Genomic DNA, 18,124 nt, shown 5'->3' with positions numbered 1-18,124 from the left:
GAAACGGCAGTTAGCTAGGCACTTGCGATTACGCGCAACTTTATTCCGTAGGTCTCTGCAAGGAACCGATCTGTCGCCCCAAGGAGAGATCGCATGTCGTCACTCGCTGCGGACTTTGACATCCCGGGCTGGACGATCGCCACAGTGACGTGCAGCAGGCGGTAGCGCGCTTCACGAACAATAGCCGCGAGAGTCCCGATATCTCCGATAATGAGACCACTTTTTCCAGCCGTCTGACGATCTTGCTCTCGTCGGAAAAGTCGTTTCGTAAGCAACTCCGGCATAGACTTCGCCCGATTCATCTTCATTGATTGGCCGCACACATCGTACAGATCATTGATACGTGCGCCCGGCTTGTCGCTGGACGAGTACTTGCAGTGGACGAGTAGAACCTCCAACGCATCATCGGTCCGTCGCAGAAGAGCGATGTCGGCCAGTTCACCAGTGCCGTCGTCATCGAGGACGACTTCCCATTCATCCTCAGCAGAGAGTGCCTCAATGGCGCGATGTTGGATCGTCGCGGGGTCGCGTTCGACACCTTGCGACTCGCGTCTGATATTGACGCCAGACCAGTCGATGGTCTCAACGGCGTCGATAGGAAAGAGACGTCGTTCTCTCTCTGGCTTCAGTAAGAAGCCCTGCTCGACTAGGACTACCTCATCCTCGAACGTCACGAGGAGGCCGTGCGCGGTGAGAAATGCCGCGAGGCTGCCCGCGCCAGATGGCGTGAGGACCTGGCCGTCGTCACTTACTGGGCGGATCGTCGGAGGTCCATCCTCACGGAACTCAAACTCAAACTCTAGGGACCAGGATGGCGTCTTGACCTCGAAGCGGAGCGGCTGGTCCGCTGTATGGTCCGTGAGGGACAGTTCGGTGTCGAGCAGCGAGAATGCCTGATCTTCGTAGCTCACTTTCCGTCGATCGCTGAAGGTTGCGACGAGTTGATAGGGCCACTCGATCGACAGGGGAACCAAGGGTGGGCGCTCCCGTGCGGGCTCGGGTAACAGGAAACCCGACATGACGGAATCGAGCGAGATGGATGTGTCTGTGATGGCTGGTCCGACCTGGCTGGCCCAGCGGACCCAGTCGTGGATGTCCCGAGCTTGCTCGTGACTCCAGACGCGTCCTTTACGGGATGCCCCGAAGCTGACAGCACGATTGTCGAAGAATCCGTGCGCGAAGATGTTGGTCTTCATCTTCGTGCCGCCTTCGCCGCGCCAGGCATGGAGTACGTCTTGGCCGACGTGCATGGAGAAGCGGCGATTGCGGCTGACTGAGTCAAGGAGGCCGACGTTGGTCGGGACTCGGCGCTTGACCTTGGAGAGGATGCGATACACAGTCTCTCCCTTCACGAGTGTGACGTCGTCTCCGCCGACAGCTTTCGCGATGTCCTCGTGCATCGAAGTGTTGTTCGTACTGTTGATGTAGAGGAACCCTGCCACATCGTCGACGTATACGACGTGAAGGTGGTGTACGAGTTCGTTGAAGCTGGCGAAGTCGCCCCATCTCACGGGCGTCGCCTCGCGCGACACCCACCAGACCACCTTGTCCTTGTTGTTGATGCCGAGTCGAGTGGTCAGTAACCGGTCCTCGAAAACGTCGTAGATACTCTCCGGGTTCCAGGTGAGTGATGTCTCGGACTGATAGGTGACCGTGCTCATCTTCGGATGAATGCTGCGCATGGCTACTTCACGCGGAACCGACCCGAAAGCCAGCTCAAAGTCTGTCCGGTCCTTTTCTTGGCCGACTCCGCGCTCGGTCAGGTCACGGATGACCTCGTTCCAGTCGGCATCCTCGCCGTAGAGCTTACGAAGCCGTTCGTCGACTCCCGCAACCTGTAGCGGGACGAATGCGGACGCTTCTCCGAGTGAGTCGTCACCCACTCGGGTGAAGCGCCCAACGAACTGCAAGGTGACAGCGAGGCTCTTCTGCGGATCATGGATCGCTGCGATCTTGAGCGACGGTAGATCGAAGCCCTCGCCGAGCATGTTGACGCAAATAACGATGCGGCTCTCGCGGTTGAAGAGTTTCTCTCTGCGTTTCCTGCGGGTTGACTCTGCCATGCCCGTATCGATGCGAATGGGGGAGAACTCGGAGCCGATCTCCTCGTACAGCTTGATGATCTCCTTCGCCCGTTCTACGGAGCGAACACGCGCCATGAGGAGATGATCGAGTCCAGCGTCGATATCCACACGAAGTTGCTCGATGGCTGCGGTAGCAACTGCCCGGTCGGGATCGGCGAGATCGATCACCGAGCGGTAGTTGATTCGGGAGAAGTAGCCATGAGCCTGTGCCAGACGAAGCGGATATGCGTATGCGATACGACCGCCAAGATGCCGGCCGTCCTCGCGATATGGAGTCGCGGTGAACTGGACGACTTCACGGCCGTCGAACAGGCCAACTACCTCTTTCCACGTGCGTGCGCCGAGATGGTGAGCCTCATCGACATACAAGCGCTGACACGACTGCGCGAGATGTGAACGCGCCTCATCTGAGCAGGCGTTTAGCGCCTGCGCCGTCGCGACGACCACGCTCGCGCGCGATAGAACATGCTCTACCTGATCGACCGTCTGAAGCCCGCTCTTGATAACGAGGACGACAGGGCACACGAAATCACCAACAACGGCGCCAACAGAAGGTAGAACGCCAAGCGTCGTGAACTTCTCCGCAATCTGTGTACGAAGGGCGTCAGACGGCACCACCACCAGAGTCCGAGAGGGCGAGTGGCAGTAGGCGGCGAGCATCGTCTCGGTCTTGCCGGTACCTGTCGGCATCACTACTGTGATTGGCTCGTCTTCTTCGGTGGACCGGTGGGCCAAGATCGCGTGCAACGCGCCGAGTTGCGGGCGGCGGAGGCCGACGCCCGCTTCGGACTCCTCAACGAAACGGAACCGCCCCGCCAGAGACGCTGCTACGGCGTTGCCGTCCTGGGGTTCCTCTTGGTGAGCGCCTGCACCCTCGCTGAGCCACCACAACTCATTGCCGTCGATGTCTTGTCGCTCGATGACAGCCATGTGGGCACTCCTTCGTCCCAGGTCCACGAAGTGCCTTCGCAACTCCTCTACTCCCTAGTATGGACGCTGAACGTGGTCTCTCGCTTCGCTCAGAGCTGTGTCGTTGGCTGCCGGGCTCTGGCGGCGACGAGAGCTGTCCGTCAGATCGTGGCCGGACGGCGACCCCGGGAGCGGATCGTTCCACCACAGGCCACGACCGCAGAGCGGACCGTCGGGTCACCGACCCCCAGTTCGGCAGCGACCTCTTCGAGCGTCATACCCTGCTCGTACAGCCGCGTAGCTTCTTGACGCCCAGGCTCATCCAGACCGCGGCGCCGCACTGCGACACCCGCCTGAGCAGCGAGCCGGTGCACAGTCGTGCGGTGTATCCCGAACCGCCGCACCAGCTCATCGATTGACACTCGCTTGGCGTACTCCTCGGCCAGCGCAGCCCGATTCGGGACACTCAAACGGGTTTGAGGACGAGGCGAGTTCTTCGCCACCGGGCCGCGCACATCCTCGATAGGCTGACGCTCAGAGCGTGACACCGAGCGTCGTGATCCCCGCAGAACCCTGCGAATCAGCGTCATAAGGGGCTTGCACGGGTTTGAGAACCACCCAGCGAGGTGCACCATTGATCGGCGGAATGATGTGGGCCGCGTGACTCCGAGTAGCGAGCGTGATCGTGACGATCAGCCCCGCATCGATGACGACGAACGTCGCAGAGTTCACAAGCGCACGTTGATCGTCGTCGTTATGAGCGAGGTGCTCGGCGGCGCTGGTCTCGCGGCCGGTGTGTCCGTTGGCGCGCTCCTTGCGCAGGAGATGTTCGGAAGCGAGGGCTTCGCCGGCCTCCCGACCGCACTGTTCACCGTGGGATCAGCCCTCGCGGCATTTCTGATTGGGCGGGTCACGCAGCGTCTCGGACGCCGCATCGCCCTCGGGGGCGGATTCGCGGCGGGCGGCTTGGGTGCGATCGGCGTCGTGGCCGCCGCCGCAACGGTCAGCGTTCCTCTCCTCCTGGTGTCACTGTTTGTCTACGGTTCCGGAACCGCGACGAATCTGCAGGCACGGTATGCCGGAACGGATCTCGCGCTGCCGGCACGACGGGGCACCGCCGTGAGCATCGCGATGGTCTCGACGACCTTCGGCGCGGTAGCCGGCCCGAACCTGATCGAACCTCTCGGCGCCCTGGCGATCGGCATCGGCATTCCCGCGCTCTCGGGCCCCTTCCTGCTGGCGGCAGCGGCGTACCTCGCGGCCGGCATCATTCTGTTCACGTTCCTGCGACCGGATCCGTTTCTCATCGCCCGACGGATGGACGCCGCCGCTCGGGCCGTCTCAGGAGCACAAGAGCAGGCGACCCCACGACGGGGAAGGGGCGTTTATGTCGGCGCGACGGTCATGGTGCTCACGCAGATCGCGATGGTCGCGATCATGACCATGACGCCCGTTCACATGACATCCCACCACCACGGCCTGGGCGACATCGGCTTGGTGATCAGCCTTCACATCGCCGCGATGTTCCTGCCATCACTGGTGACGGGAGTTCTCGTCGACAGGCTCGGCCGCGCACCCGTGGCGATCGCCTCGGGCGTCACGCTTCTTCTTGCCGGGGGAGTTGCCGCGCTCGCGCCAGGCGACTCGCTCGTTCTGGTGATCGTCGCCCTCATTCTGCTGGGCCTTGGGTGGAACTTCGGCGTGATCGCCGGAACGGCGCTTCTCATCGACGCGACGGTTCCCGCGAATCGGGCGCGAACGCAAGGAACTGTCGACGTTCTCATGGCGCTCGCCGGTGCCGGAGGGGGTGCGATGTCCGGCATGGTGATGGCGGGAACCAGCTTCGCCGGGCTCTCCCTCGCGGGAGGATTCCTCGCCGTGCTTCTCATTCCCGTTCTGTTGTGGGCCAGCCGCTCACACCGCTCGACGATCGAGGGCGCGGACCGAGGGGCTTGACGAGCGTTTCAAACGCGAGATCGTCGTGCTGGGGAATGCCGAACCGATCGTCACCGTAGGGAAAAGGGCTGGTGTGCCCCGTCTTGGCATAGCCACGGCGTTCATACCAAGCGATGAGTTCGATGCGCTGAATGATCACCGTCATGCGCGCCTCGTTCGCGCCCCATTCCGCGCGTGCGAAGTCTTCTGCGGCGGCGAGGACAGTGCGCCCATAGCCCGCGCCCTGCGCCGGCGGTGACACGGCGAACATGCCGATGTACACGTGATCATCGCGGTTCTCGAGGTGACAGCACGCGACGATCGTTCCGCCTCGTTCCGCGAGAAAGACGACCGATCCCTCCGCGATGAGCATTTCGTCGACCTGTTCGGGGTCGGTGCGCTGGCCCGCGAGCAGGTCCGCCTCCGTTGTCCATCCCGCGCGACTGGCTTCGCCTCGGTACGCGGATTCGACCAACCGGACGATCTCGGGGACATCGGAGGGCTCTGCGGTGCGGAAGGTCAGCTCAGCGCTCATACCGCCACCCTACGGGCAGCGTGCGCGCCGGTGGCGGCCTGGGCCGCATCGGACCTCCGGGAGAGCGTTGAACCGCGAACGAGCAGGGTGGGCTCGTACCAGGCGCGGACAGCGTCGCTTCGACCATCATGGCGTTCGGCGATGCACTCAATCGCCCGCCGGCCCATCGCTCGCTGTGGTTGATTGACACTTGTCAGCGCGGGGGAGAGTAACCTCGCGATCGGTGTGTCGTCGTATCCGACGAGAGCGACGTCATCCGGAACGCCGATGTCGTGCTCATGGGCGACCCGCAGGATCTCCGTTGCCATCAAATCGTTGTTCGCGAGAACGGCATCGACCCCGGACGAGAGAATTCGCGCCACGGCGCCCGAATCCTCCCGTTCGACGCGATGAACCTCGAGGTCGAGCCCCACATGGTTCAGCGCCGCGCGGGTGCCGCGGGCGCGGGCATCGCTGGTCGCGCTCGTGGACCGTGTGACATACGCGATTCGGCGGCGTCCGATCGCCAGAAGATGTTCGGCTGCGGCCCGAGCGCCGGAGAGATCATCGCTCGCGATCATGTCGACTTCTTCCGGAGGAGTTGCCAGGCGGGCGACCACGGCGATTGGCGTTGCCTTCCCCGCGCGCGCCAGAACATCGACGGGAGTCCACGAACTCACGACGACGATTCCATCGACGCGGAGTTCGAGCATGGTTTCGATCTGGCGAGTGAGTTCGGGAGGGGAGTCCGCGCCATGACCGATGATCGTTCGCAACCCGCGTTCGCGCGCCTCGGCTTCAACTCCGGCGACGACACCCGTAAAGTGCGGGTTTCCGATGTCGTTGAGAACAACACCGACGATCCCGGACCGGCCGCGCGCAAGCGAGCGCGCGGCCGAATTGATCCGGTATCCCAGCTCGGCGGCCGCAACATGGATGCGCCGCCGCGTCTCATCCGCAACGCCCCTCTCGCCACGGAGCGCCCGCGACGCCAGTGACTTCGATACGCCGGCGCGCGCCGCCACCTCGATGATCGTCGGCGCGCGCCCCGAGGCGAGCATGGTCACACGCCGCGCCTGCGCGTCACGATCCCGTCCGCGACCGCGTCGAGCGCGGGGTAGGAGCCGCCAGCCCGCGTTGCCACGAAGCCGGGCGCGAGGTGATCCCCGCCGGACGGCGCCTCGTCGTACCACAGCGGGCGGTAGTCGCCGCCGGCCCTGCGCAGGATGAGCATCGACGCGGCTACGTCCCAGGGGTTCACGGAGGAGCCGAGTGCGCTATCCGCCCATCCCGCGGCGACGTGAGCGATCGTCAGTGCGCCAGAACCGGTGCGCCGAACCGAACTGAACGCGTTGACGAGTGATCCGAATGCCTCGAGCGCGGCAGCACCGTCCGCCTGAAGGTCGCGCGCGGTGGGATAGCCCGTGATCACCGTGGCGGCGTCGGGGCCGAGAGCCTGCCCTGTGTGCAGGGGAGCGTCGTCGAGGAACGCACCGTCGTCTGATGCCGAGAACATGCGGTCGGCAATCGGGTCGTACACCACTCCGGCGACAATCTCACCGTCCCGTTCGGCCGCGATAGCGACGCAAAAGAACGCGATCCCCTGTGCGAAGTTTGACGTACCGTCGATTGGATCGATGTACCAGGTGACCGGACCGTTCCCCCCGCGTACGCCGCCCTCTTCGCCAACGATGCGTGAGCCCGGCGCACCGTCTGACAGCAGGGGAACGATGATTTCCTCTGAGGCGCGGTCGTGCATCGTGACGAGATCATGGCGGTCGCGCTTGCGCTCAACGGTCATCTCTTCGCGGAACACACCACGCAGATAGATGCCCGCCTCCCGAGCAGCGTGCTCGGCAACGCCCCTCAGAGCAGAGGTCGCGAGCGCACGGGTTTCAACGCAGGTCATCTGAGATCTCTTTCATCAGGTCCAAGAGGCTGGCGGGGGTGTCGGTGATGAGGTCTGCTTCGATTCCGAACACCTCAGGGTGAGTAGCGGCATGGGGCGATGGCATCAGCACATTGCGTCCGATTCCGGCGCGCGTTCCGCACAGAACGTCCCTGTCGAGATGGTCGCCCACGTACCAGCAGTCCTCGGGCGGCATATTGACGGCCTCGCACCCCATCAACATGAAGTCGGGGTTCGGCTTTCTCACGCCGGCCTCGTCTGAGTAGATCTCGGCGGAAAACGCGTCCGACAGGCCCTCCTCTGCGAGGAAGTCTCGGTGCACCTGCCCGGAGAGGGCGTTCGACACGATGGCGACGGGGATTCCGTTTTCGCGGCAGAACCCGAGCAATTCGCGGATGCCGGGACGAAGCGTGCGCCGTTCTTTTGCCGTGGATACGCGGTAGCTGATCGCCGCAACGTGCGGAGATATCGCGCTTCGCTGCGATTCGGTCCAGTCCGCCGCGATGAAGTCCATAACGAAGGTTGTCTGAGCCAGCTCGGCGGGACGCAACGGCCGAGACATCGCGTTGCGCCACTGTCCCGCAGCCACCGCGCCGGCGGTGACATCGGCGCAAATGCGATCGATGGGCGGCACGGCGGCTGCGCCCGCGAGATCGACGATCGCCTCGGCGACCACGCGTTGCCAACCGTTCGGCTTTTCTGAGGCGACGATGACGCCGCCGAAATCGAGCAGAAGCGCCTTCGGGAGATCCGTGATGTTGCGCGCGCCCTGCGCGGTCACGAGAGTGGGGGTGCTCATGCAGCCACCAGACTTTCTGTCAGCCGAGATCCGTCTTCAGCGAACAGCAAAACGTCTCGGGCGGGAGCCCACGCGTTCGTCCGGTCGCCCTCGCGGACATTTGGGATGGTTGTGGATGTTCCGAAGATGCGCCGCGCGCCGTCTGACGCCTCGACGATCCAGGATCCGCCCGTGGGAAGAAGCGCCTCGATCGTCACGGGAACCGAAAACGCTCCCGCGCTGGGCAGATCCGTGAACTGCACGGCCTCCGGACGAAGACCTGCGGTGACGGCTCCGTCCGCTCCGCGCCACTCGGCCAGGGCCTGCGCCGCGCGGCCGACGCCCGAACGCTCGACGACGTTGAGGGGCGGGCTCCCCATGAATTCCGCCACGAACCGGTTGGCCGGCTGGGAATACACGTCGAGGGGGGAACCGATTTGTTGGACACGTCCCTCGTTCATGACGACGATGCGGGTGGCCAGGGTCATCGCCTCCCACTGGTCGTGGGTGACGAAGACCATTGTCGTGCCGGTCTCGCGGTGAATCCGTTGGAACTCCGCACGCATCTCCAGGCGCAGTCGTGCATCGAGGTTCGACAGGGGCTCGTCGAGCAACATGACGGCGGGACGCGCGGCAAGCGTTCGCGCGATGGCGACGCGCTGCTGCTGACCTCCCGAGAGATCGCCGGGGTAGCGATCGGCGTACGGGGCAATGGCGAGAGTTTCCAATGCGTGGTCGACGCGCACACGACGTTCGCGTGACCGAATCTTCTGCATCGTCAGCCCGAACTCGACGTTCTCACGCACTGTGAGGTGCGGCCAGAGAGCGTAGCTCTGGAACACGAAGCCGAGGCCGCGTCGTTCCGCCGCGACGTGGATACCACGCGGAACATCGTCGACGCTGGCTCCGCCGATGTCGATGCGCCCTTCTGTCGGCCTTTCCAGCCCGGCGATCAAGCGGAGTGTTGTGGACTTGCCGCAGCCGGACGGGCCGAGCAGGCACAGGAAGTCGCCCTCTTCGACGGTCAGATCCAACCGGTCGACGCTGCGAGTGTCGCTGCCCTGATAGGTCTTCGCGACCTGTTCTAGACGGATGGCGCTCATGGTCTGTCTTTCTCGTTCGTGGCTCCTGCGGGGATCATCGCGCCGATGTGCGCCACAGGTCCTGCCACACTTCGCGGTCCGCCCAGTCGGTGTCGAGACCGGCATTGTTGAAGTGGAACAGCGTCTCGAGGTGATCGGCCGTGTTCGCGGGGTCTTCCGGCTGGATGACGTCACGGTTGGAGGAGATCTTGCCGTCCGAGATCTGCGGCTCAATTCCCTCCTGTGTCAGCGCGTAGTGGACGAAGAGCATGGCGGCGTGCGGGCTGGCGGTGCCCGTTGCGATGGCAATTCCCTTCGGCGCCGCGCGTCCGGTCCAGGGCGACAGCCCGTCGCACACTGCGAGGGCGTAGCCCTTTTCGTCGATGTTGCGGTACTTCGCGCTGGACATCAGTCCCATGGGCGGCTGAGTCTGCCCGAGTGCGCCGACGGCCTCGGATGCTTCTTCGCTCGACTTCGTGATGATGGGCTCGTTTGCTGCCAGACGTGAGATCCACTCGGCCGCTGCGGAGTCGTGTGTCGTCGTGAGCTCCTCACCGAACGCTTCCTCGTACGCGGCGCGCAGTTCGTCGTCTCCGAACTGGGCGATCTGGCTGAACCAGTCCAGCGTCGCGTTGGACCCAACCGGGTCATCGATCGCGAAGGCGCCGCTCCATTCCGGCTCCGTCAGCTGCCACACGTTGTCGACGGGGCAGGTGTCATACACCTCGCTGTTGTAGGTGAAGAACGACGGGTCGGTGATGAGAACCAGCGGCTCGCGCATGCTCTCGTCGATGCTGTCTTCGAGGTCCGACGGCACCCACGTTGTGACGAAGCCGCTCGGCAGAAGCTGGCTCTTGAGCGCGGGCAGGTCGCTCAGGGCAACGACGTCGGCGACGATGTTTCCGGACTGCGCCTCGCGCGTCGTCTTTTCGATCACCTCGGCTGCGTCGGCCTTCACCCCCGTGGCGTCGATGCCGTACTGTTCCGAAAACGCCTCTGCCATTGCCTCGACCTTGGACGTGCCGTCGTAGATCGTGATCGGGCCTTCCTGCTGCGCACGCTCGATGAGCTCATCGAGCGTGAGATCGGACGAGAAGACGTCGGAGGTGTCATCTGCGGCCGTTCCCGCCGGCGCCTGGCCGGCGCAGGAAGTGGCGACGAGCGAGATGCCCAGCAGAGCAGCGGCCCCGCTGGCGGTGCGGCGTGCGTAACGGTTCATATCGTGTACTCCTAGCGGTGATGAAGCGGTGATGAATCGGTGAAAAGAGGGAGGATCAGGACCCGATGCCGGAGGACAGGTCCGCGCGGAACAGCGTGCGGGCCAGCCAGGTGCCGAGCAGCGCGATAACGCAGATGAGCACGACGACACCGTTTGCGGCGTGCGTGTACCCGTTATCGACGAGCGTCATCGAGAGGGTTGTCAGCAGTTGTGTTCCGGGGGTGGCGAGGATGATGACGAGGCTGAGCCCCTGAACTCCCGAGACGAAAGGGAGCAGGATGGCGCTGGCCAGGGCATTGCGCTGAATCGGAAACACGATCAGGCGCATGCGGGTAAACCATCCGGCGCCGAGCGTCTGCGCGGCTTCTTCGGGGTCCCGACCGAGCTGCATCATGGCGCTTGTCCCGGCGCGCGATGCAAAGGGCATTTCGTCGGCGATCATCACAATGACAAGCAAGATTGCGGTGCCGTAGAGCGCCGGGATCGGTCCACGTTGCACGGCAAACAGCGACAAACACGCCACCGCGAACGCGATACCAGGGACGAGATACGGCATGAACGTCACGGATCGCAGCGTCGTCCCGACCCACCGCGCCGGGGCGCGGGAGACCACGTATCCCACGAGCATTCCGAGCACACCCGCAGCGACCGCGGCAACGCCCACCATCCAGATGGTGTTCCACGCCGCTTCCCAGGTCTTGGGGTTGACGAGAATCCCCTCGGAGAACCCGACGGTGGGAAGGTTCTGGCCGAGCCAGTAATCGAGAGTGAAATTCGACCACTCGAATCGGCCGGGGATGCGCATGACGGTGGAGAGGACGAGAACGCCGAGGGGAAGAACAACCGAGGTGGTGAACAAGGCAACAACTCCGCTGAACGCCACCCACTTGCGCCGGCCGAGCCGCTGTGCCTGGCCACGGAGACCGCGGCCGGAGACGGTCGCGAAGCGCTTCATCTCGCGGAGGAATCGCACATCGACGTACACAGACAGCGCGCCGAGCGCGACCATCACGGCTGCGATCACGGCAGCAACGCCCGGTTGCTGGGTCTGGATGCTCTGGTAGAGCGTTGTGGAAAGAACCGAGAAGTTCGCGGGGGTTCCCAGCACATATGCAACGCCGAACTCTCCGAGAGCCTTGGCGAAAATCAGGGTTGATGCCGACAAGATGGCGGGCGTCAGGAGCGGCAAAACGATGCGACGTATCCGGATCGCGGCCGGTACTCCCAGGACCTGGCCGGCCTCGGTCAAGTCGTCCGGCAGGTTTTTCATCGCGTTCGTGACCAGCAGGATCACGAAAGGAATGAAGTGCATCGTGAAGATGACGAGGATCGGCAGGGGGCCGTATGCGATCCAATCGGGAGGCGTGAAACCGAGGGTCTCGAGCCAGCCGGGCGCGCCGCCGATACGACGATTCTTGAAGATCGTCGTCCACGCGAGGGCGAATGTCCACGCCGGCAGCATGTAAGGAACGATGAGCGCCGTGGAGAACCAGCGACGTCCGGGCAGATCGGTGCGCGCGAGAAGCCACGCGACCGGGACGCCGAGAGCAAGAGAGGTGACGATCGCGGCGAGCGACAGCACGACGGTGTTGCGCAGCGGCTCATAAAAGATGATGTCGGATACACCCGACGTGAACACCCGCTCGATGTAATACGTGGTGAGGGACCCGGCGGACTGACCGATGCGCGTGTCATCCCCGAACCCCACCTGGAAAGCGCCGAGTAGCATCGAGACAACGGGCGCGACAATGAGGTAGCCAAAGATAGCGATGAGTATCGCGCCGAGAATGGTCGCCGGGTGTCGGAGCGAGATCATCGTGCGATGACGCCACGACATCGTCTTCCGTTCCGGGGCCATCTGCGGCGTGGAACGCTCCACATCGGTGAGCATTGCGCCTCCTCTCATCGGGTCGATGGTGTCGACGCTAGAAAGGTGTGGCGAATGGCGAGGATCTTCTCGGTGGCCCGCAGGTGAACCCGTGTGGAACGCTCCACACACGGGGGCGGGGCCAAGGCGGGAACCCTCACGCTTCTTCGAGCAGGAGTGGCTATGCTCCTGTGAACGTGGCACGTTTCGGAAAGAGGATCCTCGCCCCGCGCGACGGGATCACGGCGACGCGCCTGCGCGCCCCGGGCGGAACGCAGACGCATGATGCCCAGGATCTGCCTGTTCCTGCCTCCATCCGCGAGTGGTTGCGCGATTCGGTGATCCCCGCCGCGACCGCCCACGAGGAGGTGCTTGACGCCGAAGACCTCCACCTCGATTACTTCACGGGCCCCGGCGAGCTAACCGATCAGAACGGTCGGCGTGCATCACTGGACGACGCGGTCATTCCCGGTGGTTTCTACGTCTTCCATAAGCCGACGCCGCCGGAAGCTCGGGTTCCGTTCGAGATCTCGATCGTGCACGAGGACGACGACCTGCTGATCGTCGACAAACCGCACTTTCTGGCATCGACGCCCAACGGCGCTTTCGTGCGCGAGTGCGTTGTCACACGACTGAGGGTTGAGCGTGGTGAAGACGATCTGGTCGCCATCCATCGTCTGGACAGAGTTACCGGCGGCCTGTTGGCCGTCTCGCGACGCACCTCGACGCGAGGTGCGTATCAGGTGCTTTTCCAACAACGCGGGATCACAAAGTCGTATCGCGCACTCGCGAACCTCCCCGAAGGGTGGCGACCAGGAGATCCGCTGCCGCTGGGACTCGAATCCGGTGAGCCCCGCGAGCGTCGAACGCTTCTCCAAAAGATCTCCGGAGACCGCGCTGTGCGCGAAATCGACGGCGCACCAAACACGCACACAACCATCCGGCTCGCGCGCACTTTTCCCTATCAGGGCCGGTGGGTCGGGGAATTCGAGTTGTCGCCTCACACGGGGAAAACCCACCAGCTCCGAGTGCACATGAACGGACTCGGATTGCCCATCTTCGGCGACCCGGTCTACCCGCGCGACATCAACCCCGACCCGTACGACTTCTCGTCAACGCTTCAGCTGCTCGCCGAGCGCCTCGAGTTTGATGATCCGTTCACCGGGACCACTCGCACCTTTCACACCCGGATGACTCTGGATCCTGCCGCCGCGTCGCCCCGCAGCTCCTCCGGAAGCTCGTCACCGATGAGCGCGAGGATCTGAATCGCCGCAAGCCCGTACTGAGCCTGTTCCAGGTGGATGCCGGTCAGCCGTTCGCCGACCTCCCATTCCTGCTCTTCGGGCGACGCGAGGACCCACGTGACCCACTCGCATGCACCTTGTGCGCGCACGGCCCAGCCGACGGGAGCCGTCGTCTTCTCGCTCATGGGTCTCCAGTGATCCGTTGTGCTGTCGGATGGGATGCGGCTTCTCTGCCGTCACCACACGTGCCGAGGCAAGCGCTTTCCGAATCTGAAACGTATCATATTTGCCGCAGTGGCTGTCAATGCTTCTGAATGCACAAGCGCCCGCCAAGATCGGCGGGCGCTTGTGCATTCAGAAGGTCAGTGGCCGGCAGATGCCTGCTCAGCCTCCTCAGTTCCGTCCGGTTTCACCACGAAGAACGCCAAGGCGACGGAACCGAGGGAGATAAACGCCGCGATGAGGAACGCCGAACGAGCCCCGGGAGCTCCGGCCTCCGCAACGGACAAGCCCTGGGCTTCTCCGGCATACAGGAACGTTGAGTACACCGAAATGAGCAGGGCGGTTCCTGCCGCGCCCGCCACCTGCTGCAGGGTGTTCAGCGCCGCTGAACCGTGTGAATACAGCGGACGAGGGAGCGAACCCAGCGACGCCGAGAACAGCGGGGTGAAGGAGCTGGCCAGTCCCACCGACATCACGGCCTGCGCGGTGACGAGCATCCACACCGGTGTGCCGATGTCGACGGTGGAGTAGAAGAACAGCGCCGAGGCGATCATGATCGAGCCGGGAACCAGCAACACACGCGGGCCGTGCGCGTCGTAAATACGGCCCATGACGGGGCCGAGGAGGCCCATTAAGACCGAGCCGGGGAGCAGAATCAGGCCGGATTGCGTGGCGCCAAGGCCCGCAACGTTCTGCAGGTACTGCGGCAGAAGGGCAAAGGTGCCGAACATCGACAGCGAGACGATCACCATGATGCTGATCGAGATGACGAAGTTGCGAGACTGGAAGACTCCCAGATCGAGCAGGGGCTGCGATGATCGCTTCAGCTCGATCTGTCGCCACACGAAGAGCGCGAGGAAAACGGCACCGACGGCGATGATGACGAACGGCGTGGCACCGGCAGCGCCACCGTCTGCCCCGTGGCCACCGAACTGGCTCAGGCCATAGACGATTCCGCCGAAAGCGACGACAGACAGCAGAACCGACACAACATCGATCGGCGCCTTTGTGGTCTCGCCGAGATTCGTCATCCACTTCGCACCAGCCGCCATCGCCACAACGGCGATAGGGAGAACGATGCCGAACAACCAGCGCCATCCGAGCGAGTCCAGAATGATCCCGGACATCGTCGGGCCCAGTGCGGGCGCGAGCGAGATCACCATGCCCACGCGGCCCATCATGCGGCCGCGTGAGTGAGCGGGGACGACATTCATCATCGTCGTCATGAGCAGGGGCATCATGATGCCGGTACCCGCCGCCTGGATCACCCGTCCGGTGAGAAGCATCGCGAACGCCTGCGGGCCGAAGGCCACAAGGCACACTGCGGTTCCGGCCGCGAACGTGATGATGGCGGCGAGGAAGACCTGGCGTGTCGTGAATCGCTGCAGGAGGAAGCCCGTCGTCGGAATGACGACAGCCATCGTGAGCATAAAGGCGCTCGTCAGCCACTGCCCCTGCTCCGGGGGAATTCCGAGTGCGGTGTTCAGCTCGGGGATGGCGATGGCCATCGTGGTCTCATTGAGAATGGCGACGAACGCCGCAACGAGGAGCAGCCAGATGACCCGCATTCCAGCGGGATCAATCGTGCCGTTGTTCGCGGGCTGGGCGCGCACGGCGCGAGAAGAGGTTGTCACGAGCGGTACTCCGGTACGGAAGAAGCCTGACTGCCCCGGGCCAGAGGCACAGAGCTCCTCTCGCGGGCAGACGATCCAGGTTAACCGCGCTCTCGGGCAAAATATTCCTGGCTCATGACGGATTCACGGGAAATCCCCGTGTTGGCTTCCGCGTCCTAAGCTCGTGTCGTGAGCATGGAGGATCGATGAGTGGAGGAGGCCGCGGGATGCGCCCCGTGGATGAACAGGCGCAACGCCGAATCAATGCGCAGGCGCCCAAGGTGCCACATCTCGGGCGGCGCGTGATCGCTCTTTTCTCCCCGTACCGCGCACGAATCGCCGTCACCGCTCTGCTCGTCGTCGTCGGCGCAGCACTTGGCGTCGTTCCCGCGCTGATCATCCAACGCCTGTTCGACGACGCACTGTTTCCTGCGGATGGTGTCGTCCAACTGGGCCTGCTGAGCACTCTCGTCGGCGTGATGATCGGTTTGTACGTTCTGAGCGCCGTCGTCAGCGTCGTCCAGACCTGGTTTACCTCGAGCGTCGGCAACCGCGTCACCGGCGATTTGCGTATCCGCATGTTCGAGCACCTTCAAGGGATGGAACTCGGGTTCTTCACACGAACGAAGACCGGAATCATCCAGTCCCGGTTGCAGAACGATGTTGGCGGTGTCTCCGGCGTTCTCACGAGCACGATCACGTCGATCCTCGGCAACACCGTAACGGTGATCGCCTCGATTATCGCGATGGCCCTGATCGACTGGCGGCTGACACTCATCGCGCTTGTGGTGATGCCGCCTCTGATCATGATCCAGCGACGCGTCGGTCAGGTGAGGGCGCGGATCGCCTCGCAGACGCAACAGTCGCTCTCCGAGCTAACGGCGATCACCCAGGAGACGCTGAGCGTGTCCGGCATCCTCCTGTCGAAGTCGTTTAATACGCAGGCAGCAGAATCAGGGCGCTACGCGGCGGAGAACGCGAAGCAGATTCGCTTGCAAGTACGCCAGACCATGAGTGGACAAGGGTTCTTCGCCGTTGTGCAGGTGCTGATGTCGTCCGTTCCTGCGGTGATCTATCTCGCAGCGGGTCTCCTGATTACAGGAGGATTCGGCGCCATGACGGCTGGAACGATCGTGGCGTTCACCACCGTTCAGGCGCGCCTGATGATGCCGCTGACGAGCCTGATGCGCGTTGCGCTGGAGGTGCAGACATCGTCTGCGCTGTTCGCCCGCATCTTCGACTACCTCGATCTGAGCCCCGCCATCGTCGATCGTCCGGATGCGAAGCAGGTCGATGAAGCGGGGGAGGATCTGGGCCGAATCGAGTTTCGCGATGTGCGGTTTCGTTATCCTGACGCCGGGCCCGACGGTCGGCCGACACTCGACGGGGTGTCATTCGTTGCGGAGCCCGGGCAACACGTCGCCTTCGTCGGCCCGTCCGGCGCCGGAAAGACAACGATTCTTTACCTCACGCCCCGGATGTACGAGGTGTCGGAAGGCTCGGTTCTGTTTGCGGGAACCGATGTTCGTGACCTCGAAGCTCGATCGATTATCGACCACGTCGGCATTGTCAGCCAGGAGACGTATCTCTTTCACGCGTCGATACGCGACAATCTGCGCTACGCCAAGCCTGACGCAACGGACGACGAGATCGAGACCGCCTGCCGAAGGGCGAACATTCATCACGTCGTCGAGAGCTTTGATGACGGCTATGACACGATCGTCGGCGAGCGTGGTTATCGGTTGTCCGGCGGTGAGAAACAACGCATCGCCATCGCGCGGGTGCTGCTCAAAGATCCACCCGTTCTTCTTCTCGACGAGGCAACGAGCGCCCTGGACACCGTCAGCGAGAGGGTGGTGCAGGAGGCGATCGATTCCGCGGCACGAGGACGGACGACCGTCACGGTGGCCCATCGCCTCTCGACCGTGATCGACGCAGATATCATCCACGTTGTTGAAGAGGGGCGGATCGTGGAATCCGGAACCCACGATGAACTCCTCGGGCGAGGCGGTCTCTACGCCGCGCTCGCCGCGGAGCAAAGGGCAGCGACGAGAAACCTCGATCGCTGATTAGGCGATCGGCCCCCTGGTCGACAGATCGGGGCCCGCGTTGTACCGGAACAGCTGGGCGGGTCGATGATTGCCCGTGCGAAAGCTGTCTGTGGGAACGAGCGCTTCTGAGCCCTCCAGAAGCCGGCGAAAATTCGACGGGTCGAGGCGGCTGCCGAGAACGGTTTCGTACACGGAGCGGAGCTCCGCCAGGGTGAACTCATCGGGCAGCAGGCCAGCAGCGATCCGGCTATAGCCGACCTTGTTGCGCAGTCGCCACACGGCGTACTCCACGATCGCGTTGTGATCAAACGCCAGGGCCGGGAGGTCATCGACGTCGAACCACTCGACATTGTCTGGCGCACCGTCGGCGGCGCGCTGTGCCTCGACGTGATCGCTGCGGAGCAGAGCCCAGTACACGATCGACACAACACGGGTCGGCGCGCGCTCCACGTCGCCGAACGCATAGAGCTGCTCGAGCCACGTTGGTGCCAGGGCCGTTGTTTCGGCGAGGGTGCGGCTTGCGGCGTCTTCCAAACCCTCATCCTCGCGGAGCCACCCACCGGGAAGCGCCCACATTCCGTCATGGGGATCTCGTGTGCGCTTGACGAGGGGAATCATCAGAGAATCCCCCTCTGTGCGCGCACGCAACGAGAAGATCACCGTTGACACAGCAATGCGTATGTCGTGATTCAGCGGT

Annotated in this window: 15 protein-coding genes; 3 read left to right on the top strand and 12 right to left on the bottom strand. The window is 63.6% G+C overall.

Going from position 1 to position 18,124, the window contains the following annotated elements:
• Positions 1 to 14: 14 nt before the first annotated feature.
• On the bottom strand, positions 15 to 3,014 hold the full coding sequence (locus G6N81_RS03765; RefSeq protein WP_165133258.1) for a DEAD/DEAH box helicase: 3,000 nt from the start codon (positions 3,012 to 3,014) through the stop codon (positions 15 to 17).
• 140 nt (positions 3,015 to 3,154) lie between these two features.
• Positions 3,155 to 3,463 (bottom strand): helix-turn-helix domain-containing protein, encoded by a 309-nt coding sequence (locus G6N81_RS03760; protein ID WP_241245058.1) that lies wholly within the window; start codon positions 3,461 to 3,463, stop codon positions 3,155 to 3,157.
• A gap of 190 nt (positions 3,464 to 3,653) precedes the next feature.
• On the opposite strand from G6N81_RS03760, the gene G6N81_RS03750 reads away from it, so the two are divergent.
• Entirely contained in the window at positions 3,654 to 4,949 is a 1,296-nt protein-coding gene (locus tag G6N81_RS03750; protein ID WP_241245057.1) for an MFS transporter, read from the top strand.
• Here G6N81_RS03750 and G6N81_RS03745 read toward each other — a convergent pair.
• The 7 genes from G6N81_RS03745 to G6N81_RS03715 are packed head-to-tail and all read right to left on the bottom strand — an operon-like array spanning position 4,879 to position 12,321.
• Entirely contained in the window at positions 4,879 to 5,463 is a 585-nt protein-coding gene (locus G6N81_RS03745) for a GNAT family N-acetyltransferase (RefSeq protein WP_165133252.1), read from the bottom strand. The genes G6N81_RS03750 and G6N81_RS03745 overlap by 71 nt on opposite strands.
• A complete protein-coding gene (locus tag G6N81_RS03740) occupies positions 5,460 to 6,503 on the bottom strand; it encodes a LacI family DNA-binding transcriptional regulator (protein WP_241245105.1) in 1,044 nt (347 codons plus the stop codon). Before G6N81_RS03740 ends, G6N81_RS03745 begins: the two co-directional genes overlap by 4 nt.
• Before the next feature lie 2 nt (positions 6,504 to 6,505).
• The gene (locus G6N81_RS03735) at positions 6,506 to 7,351 is read right to left on the bottom strand and encodes an inositol monophosphatase family protein (protein ID WP_165133248.1); all 846 of its coding nucleotides are present in this window, start codon (positions 7,349 to 7,351) and stop codon (positions 6,506 to 6,508) included.
• Positions 7,338 to 8,150, bottom strand: coding sequence for an HAD family hydrolase (locus tag G6N81_RS03730; protein WP_165133245.1), 813 nt, complete (start codon positions 8,148 to 8,150; stop codon positions 7,338 to 7,340). The genes G6N81_RS03735 and G6N81_RS03730 overlap by 14 nt, the downstream gene beginning before the upstream one ends.
• On the bottom strand, positions 8,147 to 9,232 hold the full coding sequence (locus G6N81_RS03725; protein ID WP_165133242.1) for an ABC transporter ATP-binding protein: 1,086 nt from the start codon (positions 9,230 to 9,232) through the stop codon (positions 8,147 to 8,149). The genes G6N81_RS03730 and G6N81_RS03725 overlap by 4 nt, the downstream gene beginning before the upstream one ends.
• 34 nt (positions 9,233 to 9,266) lie before the next feature.
• Positions 9,267 to 10,430: an ABC transporter substrate-binding protein gene (locus G6N81_RS03720; RefSeq protein WP_165133239.1), complete on the bottom strand. Its 1,164-nt coding sequence runs from the start codon at positions 10,428 to 10,430 to the stop codon at positions 9,267 to 9,269.
• A gap of 55 nt (positions 10,431 to 10,485) precedes the next feature.
• Positions 10,486 to 12,321, bottom strand: a complete 1,836-nt coding sequence (locus tag G6N81_RS03715; protein WP_206527896.1) for an ABC transporter permease — start codon at positions 12,319 to 12,321, stop codon at positions 10,486 to 10,488.
• Between the two features lie 173 nt (positions 12,322 to 12,494).
• Between G6N81_RS03715 and G6N81_RS03710 the strand changes: the two genes are divergently transcribed.
• Positions 12,495 to 13,562 (top strand): pseudouridine synthase, encoded by a 1,068-nt coding sequence (locus G6N81_RS03710; RefSeq protein ID WP_241245056.1) that lies wholly within the window; start codon positions 12,495 to 12,497, stop codon positions 13,560 to 13,562.
• Here G6N81_RS03710 and G6N81_RS03705 read toward each other — a convergent pair.
• Both G6N81_RS03705 and G6N81_RS03700 read right to left on the bottom strand, forming a co-directional pair.
• Entirely contained in the window at positions 13,478 to 13,726 is a 249-nt protein-coding gene (locus tag G6N81_RS03705; RefSeq protein ID WP_165133236.1) for a hypothetical protein, read from the bottom strand. The genes G6N81_RS03710 and G6N81_RS03705 overlap by 85 nt on opposite strands.
• A 177-nt stretch (positions 13,727 to 13,903) precedes the next feature.
• Complete coding sequence (locus G6N81_RS03700; RefSeq protein WP_378731338.1) at positions 13,904 to 15,397, bottom strand: MDR family MFS transporter; 1,494 nt, start codon at positions 15,395 to 15,397, stop codon at positions 13,904 to 13,906.
• Positions 15,398 to 15,582: 185 nt separating this feature from the next.
• On the opposite strand from G6N81_RS03700, the gene G6N81_RS03695 reads away from it, so the two are divergent.
• Complete coding sequence (locus tag G6N81_RS03695; protein ID WP_165133233.1) at positions 15,583 to 17,445, top strand: ABC transporter ATP-binding protein; 1,863 nt, start codon at positions 15,583 to 15,585, stop codon at positions 17,443 to 17,445.
• On the opposite strand, the gene G6N81_RS03690 is transcribed toward G6N81_RS03695, so the two are convergent.
• Positions 17,446 to 18,096, bottom strand: coding sequence for an NUDIX hydrolase (locus G6N81_RS03690; protein ID WP_241245104.1), 651 nt, complete (start codon positions 18,094 to 18,096; stop codon positions 17,446 to 17,448).
• Between the last annotated feature and the right edge of the window lie 28 nt (positions 18,097 to 18,124).

It is taken from the genome of Microbacterium amylolyticum, from assembly GCF_011046975.1.
GTDB classification, from domain to species: domain Bacteria; phylum Actinomycetota; class Actinomycetes; order Actinomycetales; family Microbacteriaceae; genus Microbacterium; species Microbacterium amylolyticum.
The sequence above is the reverse complement of the archived record's forward strand: the minus strand, read 5'-3'. Positions and strand labels throughout refer to the sequence as shown.